At 67.1% G+C, this 22884-nt stretch carries 20 protein-coding genes; 11 read left to right on the forward strand and 9 right to left on the reverse strand.

Features of this window, described 5'->3' with window-relative positions; genetic code table 11:
* Window positions 1-93 precede the first annotated feature (93 nt).
* Complete coding sequence (locus QZM67_RS26650) at window positions 94-1011, forward strand: LysR family transcriptional regulator (protein WP_301807955.1); 918 nt, start codon at window positions 94-96, stop codon at window positions 1009-1011.
* Between the two features lie 24 nt (window positions 1012-1035).
* Here QZM67_RS26650 and QZM67_RS26655 read toward each other — a convergent pair whose 3' ends face one another.
* Entirely contained in the window at window positions 1036-1665 is a 630-nt protein-coding gene (locus tag QZM67_RS26655; protein ID WP_175024365.1) for an NAD(P)H-binding protein, read from the reverse strand.
* Between the two features lie 146 nt (window positions 1666-1811).
* On the reverse strand, window positions 1812-2831 hold the full coding sequence (locus QZM67_RS26660; RefSeq protein ID WP_301807957.1) for an AraC family transcriptional regulator: 1020 nt from the start codon (window positions 2829-2831) through the stop codon (window positions 1812-1814).
* A 246-nt stretch (window positions 2832-3077) separates the two neighbouring features.
* Between QZM67_RS26660 and QZM67_RS26665 the strand changes: the two genes are divergently transcribed.
* Entirely contained in the window at window positions 3078-4052 is a 975-nt protein-coding gene (locus QZM67_RS26665) for an alpha/beta fold hydrolase (protein WP_301807959.1), read from the forward strand.
* 99 nt (window positions 4053-4151) lie between these two features.
* On the opposite strand, the gene lpdA is transcribed toward QZM67_RS26665, so the two are convergent.
* From lpdA to QZM67_RS26690, 5 genes are all read right to left on the reverse strand, one after another.
* Window positions 4152-5543 (reverse strand): dihydrolipoyl dehydrogenase, encoded by a 1392-nt coding sequence (gene lpdA / locus QZM67_RS26670; RefSeq protein ID WP_301807961.1) that lies wholly within the window; start codon window positions 5541-5543, stop codon window positions 4152-4154.
* Between the two features lie 7 nt (window positions 5544-5550).
* Window positions 5551-6879: a dihydrolipoamide acetyltransferase family protein gene (locus QZM67_RS26675; RefSeq protein ID WP_175024369.1), complete on the reverse strand. Its 1329-nt coding sequence runs from the start codon at window positions 6877-6879 to the stop codon at window positions 5551-5553.
* A 1-nt stretch (window position 6880) separates the two neighbouring features.
* Window positions 6881-7921, reverse strand: a complete 1041-nt coding sequence (locus QZM67_RS26680) for an alpha-ketoacid dehydrogenase subunit beta (protein ID WP_043182180.1) — start codon at window positions 7919-7921, stop codon at window positions 6881-6883.
* Window positions 7922-7923: 2 nt separating this feature from the next.
* On the reverse strand, window positions 7924-9156 hold the full coding sequence (locus QZM67_RS26685) for a 3-methyl-2-oxobutanoate dehydrogenase (2-methylpropanoyl-transferring) subunit alpha (RefSeq protein WP_043182179.1): 1233 nt from the start codon (window positions 9154-9156) through the stop codon (window positions 7924-7926).
* 495 nt (window positions 9157-9651) lie between these two features.
* Window positions 9652-10683 carry an alcohol dehydrogenase catalytic domain-containing protein gene (locus QZM67_RS26690; protein WP_301807965.1) on the reverse strand — a complete coding sequence of 344 codons (1032 nt, stop codon included), beginning with the start codon at window positions 10681-10683 and terminating at the stop codon, window positions 9652-9654.
* 84 nt (window positions 10684-10767) lie between these two features.
* Here QZM67_RS26690 and QZM67_RS26695 point away from each other — a divergent pair, with 84 nt between their 5' ends.
* On the forward strand, window positions 10768-11721 hold the full coding sequence (locus QZM67_RS26695) for a LysR family transcriptional regulator (RefSeq protein WP_175024371.1): 954 nt from the start codon (window positions 10768-10770) through the stop codon (window positions 11719-11721).
* 28 nt (window positions 11722-11749) lie between these two features.
* Here QZM67_RS26695 and QZM67_RS26700 read toward each other — a convergent pair whose 3' ends face one another.
* A complete protein-coding gene (locus tag QZM67_RS26700; protein WP_301807969.1) occupies window positions 11750-12244 on the reverse strand; it encodes a hypothetical protein in 495 nt (164 codons plus the stop codon).
* Between the two features lie 247 nt (window positions 12245-12491).
* On the opposite strand from QZM67_RS26700, the gene QZM67_RS26705 reads away from it, so the two are divergent.
* Entirely contained in the window at window positions 12492-13964 is a 1473-nt protein-coding gene (locus tag QZM67_RS26705; RefSeq protein WP_301807971.1) for an HD domain-containing phosphohydrolase, read from the forward strand.
* A 41-nt stretch (window positions 13965-14005) separates the two neighbouring features.
* On the opposite strand, the gene QZM67_RS26710 is transcribed toward QZM67_RS26705, so the two are convergent.
* Entirely contained in the window at window positions 14006-14137 is a 132-nt protein-coding gene (locus QZM67_RS26710) for a hypothetical protein (protein ID WP_260865376.1), read from the reverse strand.
* Between the two features lie 1402 nt (window positions 14138-15539).
* Here QZM67_RS26710 and QZM67_RS26715 point away from each other — a divergent pair.
* From QZM67_RS26715 to QZM67_RS26745, 7 genes are all read left to right on the forward strand, one after another.
* Window positions 15540-16652, forward strand: a complete 1113-nt coding sequence (locus tag QZM67_RS26715; protein ID WP_301807975.1) for a hypothetical protein — start codon at window positions 15540-15542, stop codon at window positions 16650-16652.
* 322 nt (window positions 16653-16974) lie between these two features.
* Complete coding sequence (locus QZM67_RS26720; RefSeq protein ID WP_175024375.1) at window positions 16975-18000, forward strand: substrate-binding domain-containing protein; 1026 nt, start codon at window positions 16975-16977, stop codon at window positions 17998-18000.
* A 67-nt stretch (window positions 18001-18067) separates the two neighbouring features.
* The gene (locus QZM67_RS26725) at window positions 18068-19096 is read left to right on the forward strand and encodes an ABC transporter substrate-binding protein (protein WP_043182161.1); all 1029 of its coding nucleotides are present in this window, start codon (window positions 18068-18070) and stop codon (window positions 19094-19096) included.
* Window positions 19097-19113: 17 nt separating this feature from the next.
* Window positions 19114-19938, forward strand: a complete 825-nt coding sequence (locus QZM67_RS26730; RefSeq protein WP_089445290.1) for an ABC transporter permease — start codon at window positions 19114-19116, stop codon at window positions 19936-19938.
* Window positions 19939-19948: 10 nt separating this feature from the next.
* Window positions 19949-20851, forward strand: a complete 903-nt coding sequence (locus QZM67_RS26735) for an ABC transporter permease (protein ID WP_043182157.1) — start codon at window positions 19949-19951, stop codon at window positions 20849-20851.
* A gap of 13 nt (window positions 20852-20864) precedes the next feature.
* Window positions 20865-21896: an ABC transporter ATP-binding protein gene (locus QZM67_RS26740; protein ID WP_301807979.1), complete on the forward strand. Its 1032-nt coding sequence runs from the start codon at window positions 20865-20867 to the stop codon at window positions 21894-21896.
* 87 nt (window positions 21897-21983) lie between these two features.
* The gene (locus QZM67_RS26745; RefSeq protein ID WP_301807982.1) at window positions 21984-22808 is read left to right on the forward strand and encodes a phosphodiesterase; all 825 of its coding nucleotides are present in this window, start codon (window positions 21984-21986) and stop codon (window positions 22806-22808) included.
* Window positions 22809-22884: the final 76 nt, after the last annotated feature.

Below are 22884 nucleotides of genomic sequence, written 5' to 3' on the forward strand. Positions count from 1 at the left end.
AGCTGGCGACCTCGTGCCCGATTCTGCCGCGACGGCATCCGACGAAAAATATGAACTAACATAAGCCGACTTCACGAAATGCGATGTATCGCCATGCTGACCCGATTGAGAGACATGGATTTGCAACTGCTGCGGCTCTTTCTGACGATCGTCGAAAGCGGCGGCTTCAGCGCCGCGCAGGGCACGCTCGGGATGGCGCCTTCGACGATCAGCACGCAGATGGCCAAGCTCGAGACGCGTCTCGGGTTCCGGGTGTGCGATCGCGGCAAGAGCGGCTTCCGGCTGACGCCGAAGGGCGAACGCGTGCTGCAGTCGACGCGGCGGCTCCTGCACGCGATGGACGTGTTCACGCGCGATACGCAGCACGTGTCGGGCACGTTGCTCGGCGAACTGCGCATCGGGCTGTCCGAGCGGCTCGCACCGGACATCGTCGAATCGATCGCGGCGGCCGTCGGCGGCTTCCGCGAACGGGCGCCGGACGTGCTGATCGAAATGGTCGCGAACCCGCCCGACGAACTGGAGCGCAGGCTGCTGAAAGGCGAACTGCAACTCGCGATCGGCTACTTTTCCGGCCACCAGGCCGGCCTGCACTACACGCCGCTGTTCGTCGAGCACCAGTCGCTGCACTGCGGTGCCCGGCATCCGCTGTTTGCGAAGAAAACCGTGTCGATCAACGACATCGCCAGCGCGAGCAACGTCGCGCGGCTCTACAAGACGAACGCGTCGGGTGCGGCGCCGCGCAACGCGCAGCCGACCGCGTTCTCCGAAAACGTCGATGCCGACGTGATCTTCATCTTGTCCGGCGCGCACGTCGGCTTCCTGCCCGACCACGTCGCGGCGCCGTGGGTTGCCACGGGGAAGATGCGCCGGCTGCTCGCGAGCAAGCTGAGCCATACGGTCGAATTCCAGCTCGCGACACCGAGGAACTGCGACGGCAGCGAAGCGCTGGAGGCGTTCGCGGCAGCGCTCGCCGAACAGTTCGGTGGGCTCGACGGTTTCGCGGGTCAGTGACCGGCGCGGGCCATCCGTTTTACGTCAGGCGAGCTGGTCCGACGCGATGACCTGCACGCCCGGCCGCGCATCGATTGCCGCGTCGAGCATCGCGCGGGCGATCCGCGACGCGGGATTCACGCGCCACTTCGCCGGCAACACGGGTCGGGCCAGGTTCAACGCGACCACCAGCAGCCGCTCGCCGAACCTGAATTCGTCGCGGCTGCCGCCGATCAGGCCGGGCCGCACATACGTGAGCGACGCGAACCCGACGCCGGCAAGCGCCTGCTCGACCTCGCCTTTCACGCGGTTGTAGAAGATGCGCGACGCCGGATCCGCGCCGAGTGCGGAGTTCAGCACGTAAGCCGGCGTGCCGTGGCGATGCGCGAGCCGCGCGACCGCGAGCGGATAGTCGTGGTCGACGCGCTGGAATGCCGCCTTCGAGCCGGCCGCCCGCATCGTGGTGCCGAGCGTGCAGATCACGGCATCGGCGTGCCACCAGTCGGCCGCATTGGGCAGATGATCGAAATCGACCTCGAGCGCGCGCATCTTCGGGTGCGGCGACAACGGGCGGCGCGCGAGGACGATTACCTGATCGACCCGCGCATCGGCGAGCGCGACTTCGAGGACGTGGCGCCCGACGAGCCCGGTCGCGCCGACGAGCAGCAATTTCATATCCGGTTCTTCCCTGTGGAGCCTGGGCCGGCGGGCGCGAACGGCCCGCTTTCCAGCTTCCTGCATGATCGTCGGCCACCTCGGCGCCGGCAACCTTTCAACATCTCCAAAAGTTACAGGACACGCTTGTTTCGGTGCGCAGCCCGCTACGACCGTGCCGTCTCCTGGCGCGACAGGCTCGGCGCGACACCCGTCCAGCGCTTGTACGCCTGCGAGAATGACGACATGTCGCTGAATCCCAGTTCCTGCGCGATTTCCTTGATCGACAGCCGCCCTTCGGCAATCAACGCCTGCGCGCGGGTCTTGCGCACCGTGCTCGAAATATCCCGAAAGCACGCGCCCTCTTCCTGCAGCCGGCGCTTCAACGTGCGCTCGCTCGTGTTGAGCAGCGTCGCGATGTCCTTCAACTGCGGCGGCCGGTCGAACGGGCGCGTGGCCAGGTATTCGTTGAGGAACGATACGAGGTCGACGCGCGTCCGCCGGCGCGTGACCAGCTCGGCACACATGCGCTCGCACATCGCCGCGGTCGCGGCATTCGCCTGCGGCAACGGCCGCTCGAGATGCGCATGCTCGAACGTGAGCGTGCTGGCGGGCTGGCCGTGCCGGATCCTCGCGCCCAGCACCGGCTGCGTCGGGTCAGGGCCGGGGCCATACGCGAGGTCGAACGTCGCGAGCTCGAACGCGCTGCCGATCACGTCGCGCAGCACGCGGCACGTCGCGCCCATCGCACGCTCGACGAAAAAGCGCTGCACGTCCGCGGCGAGCTCCGGCGATGCGTCGAACCGAATCGCGTCGTGCGGCCCGACCCGGCGGAACGTCATCCCGACGAACGTATAGGTCAACGCCAGGTAGCGGCCCGCGAGCGCGACCGCGTCCATGCCGGTCGCGCTGCTCAGGAGCCCGTACCCGAGCAGCCCGTACGCCGAAAGCTGGTACGACAGGCCGACCTTGAGGCCGACGCCGGCCTCGCCGGCGGTCAAATCGAGCAGGTTCGACGCAACGGCCAGCTCCTGCGCGGCCAGCACCGTGAAATCCGGGTCGGCGAGCTGCTTCAGGGTGAGCTGCGCCCCCTTGAGCAACGCCTGCGGCGCGATCTTGCGGTCGCGCCCGAATTCGATCATCAGCAGGACGGAAGCCGGACTGCGGGCAAAGTTCCAGACATTCATCAGACGCCTCTCGACGTGGGTTGGCCTAGATTCTAAAGCGGTTGGCCTGCCCCAGCATGGATCGCACGAGCCCGCGCGCCGATGATGAACGACATCGCAACCCCCACGGCGTCAATCACCATGAAGCGCTCTTCACTCTTTCGCCCGGCCTGCACGTTATTGCTGGCCGCCGGCCTGACGGGCGCACCGCTCGCACCGGCGCGGGCCGACGATGCCGTTTCGCCCATTCCACCGGAGTCCGCCACCATGCCCAAGACCTACGCAGACCAGCCCGTCTGGCGCGACATGCAGAAATTCCTTCCGACCGATTTCCAGTGGAAAGACGGCCAGCAACCGACGGAAGAATGGTGGTCGTGGCACGGCCATCGCATGCATCTCGACACGTACCGCAACCCGCAAGCTCGGGTGAAGGTGATCCTGTTTCACGGCGTGGGCACCAACGGCCGGCAGATGTCGATGATCCTCGGCGAGCAACTGGCGCGCCGCGGCTACGAAACGATCGCGGTCGACATGCCCGAATACGGAATGACCGAGGTCGCCAGGGGCGCGCTGGTTCGCTATGACGACTGGGTGCGCGCCGGCAGCGATCTGATCGACGCGGAGCGCGCGAAGGACGACCGGCCGATCGTGCTCTACGGGCTGAGCGCGGGCGGCATGCTCACGTATCACGTGGCCGCGCTGAACGGCAAGGTCGCGGGCATCGTCGGCATGACCTTCCTCGACCAGCACCTGCAGCAAGTGCGCGACGAAACCGCGCGCAACGTGTTCATGAGCCGCGTCGGCGGCACGATGATGCATCTCACCGCGATGACGCCGCTGAAATCGATGCGCGTGCCGATGACGCTCGCCAGCAAGATGTCCGCGCTCGTCAACGACCCGGATGCGCTGAAGGTGTGGCTGTCCGATCGCACCTCCGCCGGCAACGCGACGACGATCGCGTTTCTCGATTCCTACATGTCGTACCGGCCGGCGGTCGAGCCGGAGGATTTTGCCGTGTGCCCGATCCTGCTCACGCAACCGGCCGCGGACCGCTGGACGCCGCTGCACCTGAGCGAACCGTTCCTGCAACGCGTGCGGAAGGTGCCGGTGAAGGTCGTCATGCTGGACAACGCGGGCCACTATCCGCTCGAGCAACCGGGGCTGGCGCAGATGGTCGAGGCGATCGATGCGTTCTATCGCGAGGTGACGGCGCAACGCGTCGACCTCCGCGCGCCGTCCTGACGAATCGTGCACGCGCCGGCGCGAAAGCCGGCACGGCAAAAGGAAAGCCGCCGATGCGCACGTTGCGCATCGGCGGCTTCGTGTCACGCGCGATACGCGTCAGACGTGCAACGCGTGCCCCAGCGCGCGCAGCGCGGCTTCCTGCAGCGCTTCGCCGAGCGTCGGGTGCGCATGGATCGTGCCGCCGATGTCCTCCAGCCGCGCGCCCATCTCCAGCGACTGCGAGAACGCCGCGGCCAGCTCCGACACGCCGCGCCCGACCGCCTGCCAGCCGACGATCAGATGGTTGTCGCGCCGTGCGACGACGCGCACGAAGCCGTCGGTCGCCTGCAGCGTCATCGCGCGCCCGTTCGCCGCGAACGGGAACGACGCGCTCACGCAATCGACATCGGCCGCACGCGCGTCGTCCGGCGACCAGCCGGCCGTGACGATCTCCGGATCGGTGAAGCACACGGCCGGGATCGACGCGGGCATGAACTTGCGCCGCTTGCCGGCGATCAGCTCGGCCACCATTTCGCCCTGCGCCATCGCACGATGCGCGAGCATCGGCTCGCCGGCGACATCGCCGATCGCCCAGACGTTGCGCATCGACGTCCGGCATTCGTCGTCGATCCACAGCGCGCGACCATTGCGATCGAGCGGCAGCGACTCGAGCCCGAAGCCGTCGACGCGCGGCCGGCGGCCCACCGCGACCAGCACGCGATCGGCCTGCAGCGTCTGCTCCGCGCCGTCGGCGGCCTGCACGCGCACCGCGCCGTGTTCCGCGAGCCCGAGCACCTTGTGACCGAGCAACAGCCGCACGCCCAGCCGCGCGAGCGAATCGGCAACCGGCCGCGCGAGTTCGGCATCGTATGCGGGCAACACGCGCTCCGCCGCCTCGACGACGCTCACGTCGACGCCGAGCTTGCGATAGACGATCCCGAGTTCGAGCCCGATATACCCGGCTCCGACGACGACCAGCCGCTTCGGCAACGTCTCGGGCGACAGCGCTTCGGTGGACGACACGACATGCCCGCCGAACGGCATCGACGGCAGCGCGACCGGTTCGGAACCGGTCGCGAGCAACAGGTGCTCGCAGCTGATTCGCGTCGTGTGGCCGCCGCCGACGACGTCGACGGTCTTGCCGTCGACCACCTGCGCATCGCCGTGCAGCACGCGCACGCCGTTCTTCTTGAGCAGTGCGCCGACACCGCGCGTCAGCCGGTCGACGATGCCGTCCTTCCATGCAACGCTTTTCGCGATGTCGATCTCGGGCGTGCGCACGCGGATCCCGAGCGCGCCCTCGCCCGCGTGGCCGCGGGCCTGTTCGAATGCGTCGGCCACGTGGATCAGCGCCTTCGACGGAATGCAGCCGATGTTCAGGCAGGTGCCGCCGAGCCGGTCGCGCTCGACGAGCACGGTCGGAATGCCGAGCTGGCCGGCGCGAATCGCGGCGACGTAACCGCCCGGGCCGCCGCCGATCACGAGCAGCGTGGTGTGTTCGTTCTTCATTGCGTTATCACTCCACGAACAGCAGTGCGGGGCGCTCGAGCACCGCGCGCACGGCCTGGATGAATTCGGCCGCGTCCGCGCCGTCGACGACGCGATGGTCGAACGACGACGACAGATTCATCATCTTGCGCGCGACCACTGCGCCGTCGCGGATCATCGGCCGCTCGACGATCCGGTTCACGCCGACGATGCCGACCTCGGGATGATTGATGACCGGCGTCGACACGATGCCGCCGAGCGCGCCGAGGCTCGAAATCGTGATCGTCGAACCGCTCAACTCGTCGCGCTGCGCGCGGTTCGTGCGCACGGCGTCCGCGAGCCGCGCGATTTCGGCGGAGATCGACCACACGTCGCGCGCTTCGGCATGACGCAGCACGGGCACGGTCAGGCCGCCGTCCGTCTGGGTTGCGACGCCCATGTGCACCGCACCGTAGCGCGTGACGACACCCGCTTCGTCGTCGAAGCGCGCGTTGATCTGCGGGAAGTCGCGCAACGCGATCACCATCGCCCGGATCAGCAGCGGCAGCGGCGTGAGCTTGCCGCGCGCGTCGCCGTGGCGGCGATTCAGTTCCGTACGCAACGATTCGAGCTCGGTGACGTCGATCTCCTCGACGTAGCTGAAGTGCGGAATGCGGCGCTTCGCTTCCTGCATCTTGCGCGCGATCGCGCGCCGCAGGCCGATCACCGGTACGTCGGTCTCGTCGTTGCGTTCGCCATAGCCATGCGCGTGCGATCCGCGCACCGCACCGCTGCCGGTGCCCGCATACGCATCGAGGTCCGCGTGCAGGATCCGCCCGGCTTCACCGGTGCCGCGCACATAGCGCAGCTCGACGCCCATGTCCCATGCGCGCTGACGCACGGCCGGCGACGCGAGCGGCCGTTCGCCCGGCGCGAGCGCCGCGCGCGGCGGCACAACGTGCTCCGTGCGCTCGGCGTGTTTCGCGCGACGTGGCTCCGCGGGTGCGTGCTTCGCCGCCGGCTTGGCGAGCGATTCCGCCGGCGCGTCGGCCACGGCCTTCGACGGCGCAGCCGCGACCGGTGCGGTTTCTACCTTTGATTCTCGCACCGGTGCGCCGGCCTTCAGGTTGCCGTCGCCTTCGACCTCGAGGCGAATCAGCTCGCTGCCGACCGCCATCATCTCGCCGATCCGGCCGCCGAGTTCGAGCACCTTGCCCGTCACCGGCGACGGAATCTCGACCGCCGCCTTGTCGGTCATCACATCGGCGAGCGGCTGGTCTTCCTTGATCGTCTGCCCGACTTCCACGTGCCAGGCCACCAGCTCGACCTCGGCAATCCCTTCGCCGATATCCGGCATCTTGATGACATGAATCCCCATCTCAGGCCTCCATCACGCGTCGCAACGCTTCACCGACCCGGGCCGGGCCCGGAAAGTACGCCCACTCCTGCGCATGCGGATACGGCGTATCCCAGCCCGTCGTGCGCTCGACCGGCGCCTCGAGGTGGTAGAAGCAATGTTCCTGGACCAGCGACACCAGTTCCGCACCGTAACCGCAGGTACGCGTCGCCTCGTGCACCACGACGCAGCGTCCGGTCTTGCGCACCGACGCGACGATCGTGTCGAGGTCGAGCGGCCACAGCGTGCGCAGGTCGATCACCTCCGCGTCGATGCCCGTCTCCTCGGCTGCGGCAAGCGACACGTGCACCGTGGTGCCGTAGGTCAGCACGGTCACGTCGTTGCCAGGCCGCACCACGGCGGCCGTATCGAGCGGCACCGTGTAGTAGCCCTCGGGCACCGCGCTGGCCGGATGCTTGAGCCACGACGTGACGGGCCGATCGTGATGGCCGTCGAACGGCCCGTTGTACAGCCGCTTCGGCTCGAGGAAGATCACCGGATCGTCGTTCTCGATCGATGCGATCAAGAGCCCTTTCGCGTCGTACGGATTCGACGGCATCACCGTGCGCAGCCCGCACACCTGCGTGAACATCGCCTCCGGGCTCTGGCTGTGCGTCTGGCCGCCGTAGATGCCGCCGCCGCAGGGCATGCGGATCGTCATCGGTGCGATGAACTGGCCGGCCGACCGATAGCGCAGCCGCGCGCCTTCCGACACGATCTGGTCGGATGCCGGGTAGAAATAATCGGCAAACTGAATCTCGCACACCGGGCGCAGCCCGTACGCGCCCATCCCCACCGCCGCGCCGACGATCCCGCTTTCGGAGATCGGCGCATCGAACACGCGCGACTTGCCGTATTTGTTCTGCAGTCCTTCGGTACAGCGGAACACGCCGCCGAAATAGCCGACGTCCTGCCCGAACACGACCACGTCGCTGTCGCGCCCGAGCATCACGTCCATCGCCGAGCGCAGCGCCTGGATCATCGTCATCGGCTGCGTTGCCGTGCCTGTCTCTTGTTGCGCCATGATCACGCTCCCAGTTCCTGGCGCTGACGGCGCAGGTGCGCGGGCAGCTCCTTGTACACGTCGTCGAACATCGAAGCCGGCGACGGAATCCGGTCGTCGGCCAGCGTGCCGTATTTCTCCGCTTCCTTCTGCGCGGCGATCACCTCGGCCTCGAGCTCGGCCGTCAACGCTTCATGCGCGCTGTCCGACCAGATGCCCTTGACGATCAGGTGGCGCTTGAAGCGCTCGATCGGATCGCCGAGCGGGAAATGGGACCAGTCGTCGCTCGGCCGGTACTTGGTCGGATCGTCCGACGTCGAATGCGCGCCCGCACGGTAGGTCACCCACTCGATCAGCGTCGGGCCGAGATTGCGGCGCGCGCGTTCGGCCGCCCAGCTCGACGCCGCGTAGATCGCGAGGAAGTCGTTGCCGTCGACGCGCAGCGACGCGATCCCGCAGCCGACGCCGCGCCCCGCGAACGTCGTGCCTTCGCCGCCCGCGATCGCCTGGAACGTCGAGATCGCCCACTGGTTGTTGACGACGTTCAGCACGACCGGCGCCCGGTACACGTGCGCGAACGTGAGCGCGGTGTGGAAATCGGATTCGGCCGTCGCGCCGTCGCCGATCCACGCGGACGAGATCTTCGTGTCGCCCTTGATCGCCGACGCCATCGCCCAGCCGACCGCCTGGATGAACTGGGTCGCGAGGTTGCCGGAAATCGAGAAGAAGCCCGCGTCGCGATCCGAATACATCACGGGGAGCTGGCGGCCTTTCAGCGGGTCGCCTTCGTTCGACATCAGCTGGCAGATCATGCGCTCGAGCGGCACGTCGCGCGCGATCAGGATGCTCTGCTGGCGGTAGGTCGGGAAGCACATGTCGCCGTCGCGCAGCGCCATCGCGTGCGCGGTGCCGATCGCCTCTTCGCCGAGGCTCAACATGTAGAAGGAGATTTTCTTCTGACGCTGGGCGATCATCATGCGCGCGTCGAAAATTCGGGTCTTGAGCATCGCGCGCAGGCCGGCGATCAGCCGCGCATCGTCGAGATCCGGTGCCCACGGGCCGACGGCCTTGCCGCTGTCGTCGAGCACGCGCACGAGGCTGCGGGCGAGATCGGCGGTGTCCGCCGCGGCAACGTCGATCGGCGGGCGGCGAACCGCACCGGCCGGCGATAGATGCAGATAGGAAAAGTCCGTCTTGCAGCCCGGGCGCCCGGTGGGCTCCGGCACATGCAGACGCAATGGCTCTGACAGGCTCATCGTGTCGTCTCCACGCTCGATTGTGTCTCACGCTGATTAGGAACGCGCGGCCGGTTGCCGGCCTGCACGCTGACTGGCGTGCGGATAGGCACGTCAATCTTTTTAATTTAGGCAATATGGGGCCAGCCGTCGATGACCAACCCGCTCGACTGCGGTGAGCAAATTTGCCATGCCGGGTGCGGGAGGGCCGGCGGGCGGGCCGGCGGGCGGGCACCGGCCGGCGCTCCGGCGTCGCCGTGCCGGTACGAACCGGGGCCTGACGGGAAATCGCGGATGCCGCTGCGACCAATGCCGGGCGGGGTCCGGATGTGCCGGACGGTGCCGGCATGCCGCGCCCAATCGGGCGGCAGTCGATATCAGGAGAATGTCGATCGCGGACGAACGCCACCGATCGGTGTGACCCATTCGATCACCGCGCGGATGCGGAGCGCGGCGAGTCGGCCACGCGCGCTTGCCGGGAGATACGTCCCCGCATCCCCCGGGCACCTTCGAGCGTCAGTGGCTTTGCGCAGGTGTGAACACGCCGCGAAAGCGCATCTTCCCGGACGCGAGGCGGTCATAGGCTTCGGTCGCCTGGTCCAGCGAGAATGTCTCGACGATCGGCTGGACCTTGCCTTTGGCGGCAAGGTCCAGCACTTCGCTCAGGTAGCGCAAGCCGCCATGCGTGGAGCCGATGACCTGCTGGCGCATCATGTGGAACGGCTTGCGCTGCGACGCGATCGAGAACGGCTTGCTGAAGTCGAGCCCGCAGAGGATCACCCGGCCGTCGACCCGCACGCCCGTCATCGCTTCCTCTGCAGTACTGAACTCGTTGGTCGTGACCAGCAGGACATCCGCGCCGCCCAGGTCGCGAAGCTCCGCGCCGTTTGCGACGACCCGGTCCGCACCCAGCCCGATGGCGAGGTCGCGCTTGTCAGCCGAATGCGTGATCGCGATGGTCTCGAAGCCGCACGCGCGGGACAGCTGCAGCGCCACGTGCCCCAGTCCGCCGATGCCGAGCACGGCCACCTTCTCGTGCGGTTGCGGCGCCGCATCGCGCAAGCCGCTCCATGTCGTGTAGCCCGCGCACATCATCGGCGCGGCATCGACATAGGCCAGCCCGTCGGGCAACAGCACCGTGCCCTCGGCCGCCACGGCGATGTACTCCGCATGTCCGCCCTGCGATGCGAACCCGGTGGTCCGCGGCGCATCACAATTCACGGCCGTCCGGCCGGAAAGCGGGCGATGTTCGCGACAGTACGGGCAGCGCCCGCATGCGGATTGCACCCACGTCGTGCCGATCCGGTCGCCCACCCGGCGCGCATGCACGCCCGCGCCCACTTCGACGATTTCGCCGACCACCTCGTGGCCCGGTGTCTGCGGGTAGATGTCCCCGCCGTAGCCCTGCGTTGCCCACACGTCCGTGTAGCACATCCCGGACGCATGCACCTTCACCAGCACCTGCCCGGGACCGGCTTCCGGCGCCGGCACTTCCTGCACTTCCCAGGGCCGGTTGGCCCCCGTCATCACGATCGCCTTCATCTTCATTGCCCGCTCCTTGTTCAACCGAACGCAGGGCCTAGTCTAGAAAAGGCGCATTATCATGACAATCTCGCCAATCTTTATGTCACGATGAAATCAGCTCATCAATTGAAAAGCGGCGATCTCTTCTCGCTCAATGTGTTCCTCGCCGCGGCGACTCACCTCAGCTTCCGCACGGCATCGGTCGAGCTCGACGTCACGCCGTCGGCGATCAGTCATTCGATCAAGAGCCTCGAGCAGCGCCTGGGGGTACGCCTGTTCAATCGCACCACGCGCAGCGTGTCGCTGACAGACGCCGGCGAGCGGCTCGTCGACAAGCTCCGCCCGGCGATCTCGTCGGTTGCGGAGGCGATGCTCGCAGTCGACGAGATGCGCGACACACCCAGCGGCACCGTGCGCATCAACGCCAGCGAAGGGGCGATCCGCCTCGTGCTGAAACCGGTGCTCGCACGCTTCCTGCGCGACTACCCGCAGGTCCACCTCGACATCGTGACGGACGGCAAGCTCGGCGACATCGTCGCCGGCGGATTCGACGCGGGGATCCGGTTGGCCGAAGCCGTGCCGCAAGACATGATCGCGGTGCGCGTGTCCGATCCGGTGCGATTCGCCGCCGTCGCGTCGCCGGCCTATTTCGCCGCGCGCGGCCGCCCCGACGTGCCGCAGGATCTGGACCGGCATGACTGCATCCGCTTCCGCTTCGATAGCGGTGCGATCTACCGCTGGGAGTTCGAGCGCCGCGGTGTCGTCGAAACGGTGAACGTCCGCGGCCCGCTCACGCTGACCGACCAGCCATTGATGGTCGACGCCGCGATCGACGGAATCGGGATCGCATTCGTGCCCGACCATCTCGTCTGCAATGCGCTGGCCGACGGGCGTCTCGAACGCGTGTTGGCCGACTGGTGTCCGGTCATGCCGGGGCTGTGCCTGTATTACTCCGGTCATCGCCATGTTTCGGGCGGGTTGCGTGCGCTGATCGACATGGTGCGGGTTCGGCCGGCAGATGCCGCCCCGGAAAGCGGCACGGCCGGGCACGCCGAGCGATGATGCGACACGGCGCCCGCTTTCCGCACGTTCAGATGCGGCTGCGGTACGACCGAAGCCGCACAAGCTGCAACACCGATCCAAGCACGAAGATGCCCAGCCACGCGGCGAGCGATCCGCGCACGACCGGGGATGCCGGGCCATTCGCAAGCGGGTGACCGATCGGCAGCCGCGTCAGCGTCTCGTTGATCCCGGGAACCAGCAACAGAAAGAAGCTGAACGAGAATGCGAACTGGGCCAGGTACGGCCGTGCACGCCCCAGCGCTTCGATGCGCGGAACGAGGAGCCCGCCCGATATCGCGATCAGCGCCAGGATGCCGAGTGCATGCCCGGCATTGAAGCCGCCGGTACTGGACAAGCCGAACGACGTGAGCACGGATATCGCCATGCCTGTGACGTAAATCCTGGCGGACCGGGTCGCGTTGTCGATCTTCCGATACCGGGCGAAGCTGTAGAGGCCGGCGGCAATCGTCACCAGGCTGACGAGGGTGTGACCGGCACCCAAAGCGGAAATGGGATGAGGCATAAGACGACGACTCCTTCTGACAATGTTGGCCCCGGTCGCCGCCACTCCGGCGACACCGACGGCGCAAGGAAGCATTCATGCGGCGTTGCATTTCGCTTGCCCCGCGTGCAGCCAGATTGTCCCGATCGTTCGAACCGTCCGGGATCGGTCAAATGACCGACCCCGGACAGCGTCACGCAACGGGGCGCACGCGCCCGCGTCGCGTATGATCGTTCGCTCGTCCCTGCGATTTTCCGAGCCGAGCCTGATGTTCGACGCCGAAGCCAGCCACGCCGCACTGCGCATATTCGATTCCGTGAGGGCCATCGCCTTCATCGGCGATCTGAGCATGGGACAGCCGACCGACCATTCGCTTCGCACCGCGTGGCTGGGTATACGACTCGCAGACGCGGCCGGACTGGGCGCATCGGCGTGCGATACGGTTCGCGAGGTGTCGCTGCTTCGCTGGTCGGGTTGTACGGCGAACGCAGCAGGTTTCGCGCACGTGTTCGGTGACGACATCGCGATCCGCACGGCGATGCTCGAGAACAGGCCCGGCATGGCCGAGGCAATCGGAAACGCCGCTGCATCGATGACCCAACTCGCGCAGATTCACTGCGAAGTAGCTGGCGAGGTCGCGCGAATACTCGGGCTTTCAATGGCGACCGAAACGGCGCTGCGTCACATTTTCGAGGCCTGGGACGGCAGCGGGTTCCCTGCACAGCTCGCACGCGAACACGTACCTGCAGCCGTGCCGGTCGTCGCGCTTGCCGGCGATCTGGAAGTACTGAGTCGCACGTATGGCGTCGAGCGGGCACTGGGACTCATCGGGCAGCGTGCCGACTCGCGGTATCCGTCGCACCTCGTCGCGACGACGATACGTCACGCGCAAGCCTGGCTGACGGAACTGGAACGCACGTCGCCGGCCGAGTTCGACATCGCACTGGCGACCTCCGATATGCAACGGATGACATCCGCTGAACTGATCGCCGACATCGTCGACCTGAAATTGCCGTGGATGACGGGCTTTTCGCGTGCGGTCGCCGTGACGGCGGCCGGGTGTCATGCGCGGCTCAAACCGGATGACGCCGGGCGTTCGCTGGTCTACCAGGCCGGACTGATTCACGGTATCGGCAAGGCAGCCGTACCCAACGACGTATGGAACCTGCCCACGGCGTTGCCGGCAAGCGCGTGGGAGAAGGTGCGGCTGGTACCGTACTGGACGGAACGCGCCGGCAAACAGTCCGGCGCGCTGTGCCACGCCGCCCTCCTTGCATCGCACGCTTACGAACGGCTGGACGGTTCGGGGTATTTTCGCGGCGCACACACGTCTGCGCTGTCACTGGAGGCTCGCGTGCTGGCAGCATCCGTCGCGTGGGTCGCATTGCGATCGCCACGCCCCTGGCGCGCCGCGCTGACCGACGACGCGGCCGCCCGTCTGCTGAGGGACGAGGCCTCGCACGGCCGGCTATGCGGCGAAGCGGTCGGTGTGCTGACGTCGGCAGGCATCCCCGTCGCCAGACGCGCATCCAGAAGTGCACCGTCCGGTGCCGGCCTGTCCGCGCGAGAGATCGACGTGCTGCGCGTCATTTCGCGCGGCGCGAGCAACAAGGAGGCCGCGCGGGAATTGACCATCAGTCCGAGCACGGTGCGCACGCACATCGAAAGTGTGTTTCGCAAGCTTGGCTGTTCGACGCGCGCGGCAGCGACGCTCAAGGCATCGGCAATGGGCCTGATCTGAAGAAACGTGGTTGCGCCGGCCCGCGGTTTACCTCGACGAAACTATTCGCCCGGCACGATGTCCGGTACGCCGCCCGACTGAATCGTCGTTTGCAATACCGTGCAGATCTCGTCGTGCAGCAGAGTCCTGTACTGCACCGGGTCATTGGCAAGCGGAATCTCCCTGTTGTCCATCCTATTCTCCCGTGCAGATCGACTGCGGGTTGCCCTTCGACTCGCAGGCGAACCACCACCATCCCGTCATCAGAAAGTAGACGGCGCCCATCGCCTCGCTGGAAAGCAACGCCCCCACCAGGGCGGATCGTGCGGCGCTGGAGAGCGTTCCCCATCGCGCACCGCCCGCCTTCCCGCGGCGAATGGCATGACCGAACCGAATGGCTCCCGACAGAATGGAAGATTCCCAATGCTCGGGGCAGCCAGCCCGCAATCGCAACGATGATGCATTGACGAGCCGACATTGCAATCATCCCCCAGGAGTTCCCGTGCGTCGGTGTGAGCCTGAATTCAGTTGCCAGGACTTCAGCGCCGCTCGTTGAGTGATGATCGTGGCCTGCAACGGGCCTCGACGACATCGGTCGAATGACCGACCCGCCTGAAGACCATCGTTACAAGTATCGAGCACGCAGCGCATGTGGAAGATGCATGCTTCGATTGGCAATCGCATCCGACTCAACGCCACAAAAAACAAAAAACCCGCGAGCGCTAGGCTTCTCGCGGGCTTTCGACCTTTCGTCGCATCGCCGTGAAAGCGATCGTGGTGCCGGGGACCGGACTCGAACCGGCAAGCCAGTTAAGGCGGCGGATTTTCGTCACACTGCTTCTTTCAAAGCCGGCGTCGCGTGCGCGATGCCGTTCGTGCGCTGGACTATGCCTTCACCGTCACGCGCGGGCATAACTGCTGCCCGTGCGCCTTAGGCGCCCCCCGTCTAGTCTCTACACCTTCCTCGCGGATACCGCGAGGCTTGGCTCGGCGTTGCCTCGATGCGCGCATCAGGGGTTTCACCGAATTTGAAGGGTTCTGCACCGACCGTTTCCGACCGGGCACTCAATCGTTTAAGTCCGCTATGTTTACCAATTTCATCACCCCGGCAAGAGGGCGGACGCGATTCTACCATTGCTCGCGCCCCCCTTCTTCATTTGTTCCGTCGTTGATTGCCCGACCGGCGACGCGCTGCCACGGCAACGTCCCGAGACCGATCCGGTCCGGTGAATCATCGCCCCACGCAACGGTACCGATGCCTGCCGGCACGATCGGCCGCGCGTTCGATCGCATACGCCTTACATCCGGAAAATGAAAGGCTTCGATTTCGCCTGACAGACGCATGCGCGACCGACGCAGCCGATGCTCCGATTTCCGACGGAATTTCGAGACGCAGGCGATTCGCCACATTGCGTTAAGCCCGCCTTAAGCAACGCCGTGATAGCCGATTCCGGCGTTGCGAACGGCACGCCGCACGTTCGTGATTTTTTCACCGAAACGAAATATGTGCGCCTTAGCCTGACCCGCGCCCATGTAACCAGCGGTAATAGATCAACCCGATTCGGTCGGCACGAATCATTCGTTCAGGAAAACGAAATGTTTAGAAAGCCTCTGTTCATTGCGATGTCGGCATCGGTCTTTCTTGCGGCATGCGGTGGAGACGATGCAACCTCGACCCCCGGTATCGCACCGGCCAACACGGCGGCCGTGCCGAACACGGCCACCGCGTCCGGCTACGCGCTGTCCGTGTTCGCGAAAGCGCCGGTCTCCACCGACAAGCCCGACTCGATCGTCCAGTTCAACGACACCGTCTTCATCGGCTACCAGAAGGCCGGGGACGTCAAGGACGGCTCGGTCCCGGGGCTGACCAACGATGTCGTGCAGTACGACCTGGGCGGCAACGCGCTCAAGACTTACTCGGTGCCGGGGCACGTCGACGGCCTGATGGCGCGCGCCGATACCAACACGCTCTGGGCGATGGCCAACGAAGACGGCAATCCCGAGCTGACGATCATCGACCTCAAGGCCGGCACGCAGAAGACCTACGCGCCGACCGTCAATCCGACCGCGCACGGCGGCGGCTACGACGACATGCAACTGCTCAACGGCAACGTCTACGTGAGCGCGTCGAACCCGGCGACGCCGGGCGCCGCGCCGACGGTCGTCCAGCTCACGCTGAACGCCAACGGCACGACGTTCGACGTCGCCCCCGTACTGGCCGGCAACGCGCAGGCGACCGACCTGACGCCGTCGGTCTGCGGTTCGCCGAATCCGACCTACAACCAGCCGGTCACGCTGGCCCTGACGGACCCGGATTCCGAAGCGATCGATACGGCCGGCAACCTCGTCCTCGACAGCCAGGCCGACGGCAAGCTGGTGTTCATCCACAATCCGGGCGCAAGCCAGAGTGTCAGCGTGCTGACGCTCACGCTCTTCAACGACAAGGACGGCCCCGTGTATCCGGTCGACGATACCCGCTGGGTGCCGGCACCCGGGCCGCAAAACAAGACCTTCATGTTGTTCACCGACGCAAACAACACCACGTACCGCGTCGATGCCGCATTCAGCCAGGGCGACGCATACAGCGCCGGCCAGGGCCAGGTGATGAAGCTCGATCCGAAGACCGGTCACCTGACGCCGATCGCAACGAGCGTCGGCAACGCGTCGGCGCTTCAGGATCCGCACGGCATGCTGTTCGTCGCGCTGTAACGTCCGTCGGTCCTTGCGTACCGTCCGCCGCCCGGGTCGACGGACGGTACGCGGGCCACGCGATTCGGGCGTCGCCGTTCTTCGCGCGCGCCCACCCCGCTATCGCGCCGACAGACACGCCTGCATCGATCCTTCGCCACAAACCGCCTCACACGCCCCCACGACCCGCCGTTCCGCCGCTACAATCCACGCTTGGTTTCGCGAGCGCTTTCGTCATACGAGCCCGCGCGCGCTGTCCGATGTGCCCCCTTCACGCGTCATCGGCAGGTCACAAACGTTTTCGATAATTTTCCGGCCGAAAACGTTTACATCGCGCTACCACATGACCTCGACCATCAAGGACGTCGCTGCCCTCGCGGGCTTCTCGATCGCCACCGTTTCGCGTGCGATCAACGCGCCGCATACCGTCAGTCCCGCCACGCTGCAAACGATCCGCACCGCGATCGACACGCTGCAATTTCGCCCGAGCCCGCTCGGCCGGCAACTGCGCGGCGAACGCACGCGGCTCGTCGGCGTCGTCGTGCCGACGTTGTCGAACCCCGTGTTCGCCGACTGCCTGCAAGGCATCGACGAACTCGCGACCGCGGCCGGCTTCAAGCTGATCCTGATGACGACCGAATACGATGCGGCACGCGAGCGTCATGCGATCGAGACGCTGCGCGAGCAGCGCGTCGAAGGGCTGATCCTCACCGTCGCCGACGCGGACACGCACCCGCTGCTTGACATGCTCGACCGCGACGGCCCGCACTACGTGCTGATGCACAACGACACGCAGCGCCGCCCGTCGGTATCGGTCGACAACCGCAGCGCCGCCTACGACGGCGTGCGGCTGCTGACCGCGCGCGGTCATCGTCGCGTGCTGATGCTGGCCGGCTCGCTCGCCGCGTCGGATCGGGCGCGCCAGCGTCATCTCGGTTATGCGCAGGCGCTCGAGGAAAGCGGCGTCGCCACGCTGCCGCCGGTCGAAGTCGACTTCAACGCGCCCGAATTGCCCGACGCGGTGCTTGCGCATCTCACCGCGCACGCGACGCGTCCGACCGCCCTCTTCTGCAGCAACGACCTGCTCGCGATGGTCGTGATGCGCGGCCTGCGCCGCGCGGGTTTCTCGATCCCGGACGACCTGTCGGTGCTCGGCTTCGACGGCATCGCGATCGGCGAACTGCTCGCGCCGCCGCTCGCGAGCGTCGCGACGCCGAACCGCGACATCGGCCGCCACGCGTGGCAGCGTCTCGTCGAATGCATCGGCGGCGCAGCCATCGAACGCACGTCGCTGATCCTGCCGCACGTGGTGCGCGACGGCGCGACGGTCGCCCCGCCGGCCACCGACCTGCAATTGCGCCAGGCCTGAACCCGGGCGCCTCACCGCCCCGTACACACCACCACCCCAGCGCCTCACCCTCGCCCGGAGACCAACCGTGTCCTTTCGCCTGACCTCGCTGCTGCGTGCGCTTGCCGCGCCGCTCGCCTGCGCCGCGCTCATCGCCGGCGCGCCCGCCGCCCATGCCGACGAAACGGCGATCTGCTACAACTGCCCGCCCGAATGGGCCGACTGGGCCGCGCAGATCGCGGCGATCAAGCAGAAGACCGGCATCCGCGTGCCGTTCGACAACAAGAACTCGGGCCAGTCGATCGCGCAGCTGATCGCCGAGCAGAAGAGCCCGGTCGCCGACGTCGTCTATCTCGGCGTATCGTCGGCCTTCCAGGCGAAGGACAAGGGCGTGATCGCGCCGTACAAGCCCGCGCACTGGAACGACATTCCCGCGAACCTGAAGGACCCGCAAGGTTACTGGTTCGCGATCCACTCGGGCACGCTGGGCTTCTTCGTGAACAAGGACGCGCTCGACGGCAAGCCGGTGCCGCGCTCGTGGGCCGATCTGCTGAAGCCTGAATACAAGGGCATGGTCGGTTATCTCGATCCGTCGAGCGCGTTCGTCGGCTATGCGGGCGCGGTCGCCGTGAACCAGGCTCTCGGCGGCAGCCTCGACAACTTCAAGCCGGCGCTCGACTGGTTCAGGAAGCTGAAAGCGAACGCGCCGATCGTGCCGAAGCAGACCGCGTATGCGCGCGTACTGTCGGGCGAGATTCCGATCCTGCTCGACTATGACTTCGACGCGTATCGCGCGAAGTACAAGGACAACGCCAACGTCGAATTCGTGATTCCGAAGGAAGGCACGATCGCGGTGCCGTACGTGATGAGTCTCGTGAAGGGCGCGCCGCACGACGCGAACGGCAAGAAGGTGCTCGACTTCGTGCTGTCCGACGAAGGCCAGAAGCTGTGGGCCAACGCATACCTGCGTCCGGTACGCGCACAGACGCTCGGCGCCGACATCGCGTCGAAATTCCTGCCGGCGAGCGAATATGCCCGCGCGAAATCGGTCGACTTCGGCAAGATGGCGGCCGGCCAGCAGGCATTCGGCCAGCAGTACCTGCAGGTGATGCAGTAAGCGGCAGGACGCAACCGATGCTCGACCTGACTTTCCCGCTGCGCTGGCGCGTCGCGCTCGTCGCGCCGGCGCTCGCGGTGTTCGCCGCGTTCTGGCTGCTGCCGATGGCGGCGCTCGTGCAGGTGTCCGCCGACGGCGCGTTCTTCTCGCACTACGCGGCGCTGCTCGGCAATGCGCGCTACATGAAGAGCCTCGGCGAGACCGTCGCACTGTCCGCGGGCGTCACGCTCGCGACGCTCGTGCTGTCGACGATCTCGGGCCTCCTGCTCGCGCGCCGCGAATTCGCGGGCAAGCGCGTGCTGCTCGCGCTGCTGACGTTTCCGCTTGCGTTCCCGGGTGTCGTCGTCGGCTTCATGGTCATCATGCTCGCCGGCCGGCAGGGACTGATCGGCATGCTGTCCGCGAAGCTGACCGGTGACAAGTGGGTATTCGCGTACTCGGTCGCGGGCCTGTTCATCGGCTACCTGTACTTTTCGATTCCGCGCGTGATCGTCACCGTGATCGCGGCCGCGTCGAAGCTCGACGCGTCGCTCGAGGAAGCCGCGCGCTCGCTCGGCGCATCGCCGTGGCGCATCTTCGTCGACATCGTGCTGCCCGCGCTCGCACCGGGCCTGATCGCGGCCGGCGCGATCTGCTTCGCGACCGCGATGGGTGCGTTCGGCACCGCGTTCACGCTCGCCACCGACCTGAACGTGCTGCCGATGACGATCTATACCGAGTTCACGCTGAACGCGAACATCGCGACGGCGGCCGGCCTGTCGATCGTGCTCGGCATCGTCACCTGGGCCGTGCTCGCGCTCGCGCGCCGCTTCACCGGCCACACCGCCGCCGCCGCGGCCTGAGGATTCCCGCATGCAATCGCTTTCCGGCTCTTCCGCGCCGTCGCCTTCACCGGCACCCGCTCCCGCCCAGGCGAACGGCGTCGCGCGCCGCGCGCCGCGCGTCACGGGCGCGCGCGCGATCGCCGCGCTGCAATGGGGCGTCACCCTGCTGCTGTGCGCGTTCCTGATCGTGCCTGTCGTGATGTCGGTGCTCGCGGGCCTCACCGTCAACTACTTCCGAGGCCTGTCGAGCGGCCTCACGCTGCGCTGGCTCGAACAGGTGTGGCAGCAATATCACGGCTCGGTCGCGCTGTCGCTTTACGTCGCGTTCGCGACGCTCGCGATCGTGCTCGTCGTCGGCGTGCCGGCCGGCTATGCGCTCGCGCGCAGCAAGAGCCGCGTCGCGCGCGCGATCGAGGAAGCGCTCGTGCTGCCGGTCGCGTTGCCCGGCCTCGCGTCGGCGCTCGCGCTGCTGGTCGTGTACGGCGGCTTCACCGCGTTCCGGATGAGCCTGTGGTTCATCGTCGTCGGCCACGTCGTGTTCACGCTGCCGTTCATGGTGCGCGCGGTCGCGGCAGTCGCAGCCGGTGCCGACCTGCGCACGCTCGAGGAAGGTGCGGCGAGCCTCGGTGCGTCGTTCGTCACGCGCTTCGTCACGATCGTGCTGCCGAACCTGCGCCCCGGCATCGTCGCGGGTGCGCTCGCGGTGCTCACGCTGTCGATCGGCGAATTCAACCTCACGTGGATGCTGCATACGCCCGACACCAAGACACTGCCCGTCGGGCTCGCCGATACGTATGCGTCGCTGCGCCTCGAAGTCGGCAGCGCGTACACGATCCTGTTCCTGCTGATGACGCTGCCGCTGCTCGTCGCGATGCAGTGGCTCGGCGTCGATCCGTCCGGCACGCGCGCGCTCAAGAAGCGCCCGCGCTGATTTTTCCGCAGACATGAAACTCGATTCCACTCCCATCACCCTGACCCGCTGCGCGAAGACGTTCCGCGGCACACGCGTGCTCGAACCGCTCGACCTGTCGATCGGCGCGGGCGAAACGCTCGTGCTGCTCGGGCCGTCCGGCTGCGGCAAGACGACGACGCTGCGCCTGATCGCGGGCCTCGACACGCCGGACGCCGGCGGCACGATCGCGTTCGGCAATGACGACGTGACGCCGCTGCCGATCGAGCGCCGGCAGGTCGGCATGGTGTTCCAGAACTACGCGCTGTTTCCGAACCTGACGGTGCGCGGCAACGTCGGCTACGGGCTGAAGATCCGCAAGACCGAGCCGCGCGCGCTGCGCGAGCGCGTCGACGAGCTGCTCGCGATGATGCGGCTCGACGCGCATGCGGACAAGCCGATCGACCAGCTGTCGGGCGGCCAGCGCCAGCGCGTCGCGCTGGCCCGCGCGCTGGCGGTACGGCCGCGCGTGCTGCTGCTCGACGAACCGCTGACCGCGCTCGACGCAAAGCTGCGCGACACGCTGCGGCGCGAAATGAATGCGCTGCTGCGCGAACTCGGCGTGACGACGGTCTACGTGACGCACGACCAGGCCGAGGCGATGGAGCTCGGCGACCGGATCGTCGTGATGGGCGCGGGCCGCATCGAGCAGATCGGCACGCCGCGCGACATTTACTACCACCCGGCTAATCGCACGGTCGCGCAATTCATCGGCACGCTGAACCGGCTTGCCGGGCAATGGCGCGACGGCACGCTGGTGACCGCGGGCGGCGCGATCGCGACGCCGCACGCCGCCGACGAGTGGTTCTTCCGCCCCGAGGATGCGCAGCTCGCCGATCCCGCGCATGCGCCGCTGCGCGGCGCGGTCAGTGCGTGCGCGTTCCTCGGCGAGCGCACGCGGCTCACGATCGAGCACGCGGCACCCGACGCGCTCGTGATCGACGTGCCGGGCCGCATCGCACTCGCACGCGGTACGGCTGTCGGCCTCACGATCGCACCGGAAGGGCTGATCGCACTCGGTGCGTAACCCGTCATTCGGGCATCATTCATGCAGCACCCCACCGCGGCGCGCGACGCCGCCGCGACAACAATCAGACGATTCCGAGGAACGACGATGCTGCTTGCTCAAATCAGCGATCTCCACATCAAGCGTCCGGGCCAGCTCGCATACCGGCGCGTCGACACGGCGGCCGCGCTCGCGCGCTGCATCGCCAGGCTGAACGCGCTCGTGCCGCGCCCCGACGCCGTGCTCGTCACCGGCGACCTGACCGACTTCGGTCACGATGAAGAGTACGGCAACCTGCGCGGGCTGCTCGCGACGCTCGAGATTCCGTACTACCTGATGATCGGCAATCACGACGACCGCGCCGGGTTGCGCCGCGCGTTTGCCGATCGCGCCGAACTGCAGGGCGGTGAATTCGTGCAGTACGCGCTCGACGTCGGCGCGGTGCGCGTGCTCGCGCTCGATTCGCAGGTTCCCGGCGCCAGCTACGGCGACCTGTGCGACGCACGGCTCGCCTGGCTCGCCACACAGCTCGACGCCGCGCGCGACCGGCCGGTGATCGTCGCGCTGCATCACCCGCCGTTCGTGTCGGGGATCGGCCACATGGACAAGCTGCGCCTCGCGCCCGCCGCTTCTGCGAAACTCGACGCGCTGCTGCGCGGTCATCCGAACGTCGAGCGCGTGCTGTGCGGCCACGTGCATCGCACGATGTTCACGCGCTTCGGCGGCACGCTCGCGTCCGCGGTGCCGTCGCCGGCGCATCAGGTCGCATTCGACCTGCGAACCGATGCGCCATCCGCATTCCGGCTCGAACCGCCGGCGTTCGCGATCCATTGCCATGCGCCCGATACGGGGATGACGTCGCATCACGTGTACGTCGATGAAGGCGCCGGGCCTTATCCGTTTTACGAACCGACGGGGGAGCTGGTCGACTGACGCGATGAAGCGCGCACGATGACGGGCGGCGGCCGGCCGGGTGCGCTGGTTGGGCCGGCCTGGCCGATTTGCCCCC

It is taken from the genome of Burkholderia sp. AU45251 (assembly GCF_030482905.1).
GTDB classification, from domain to species: Bacteria; Pseudomonadota; Gammaproteobacteria; order Burkholderiales; family Burkholderiaceae; genus Burkholderia; species Burkholderia aenigmatica.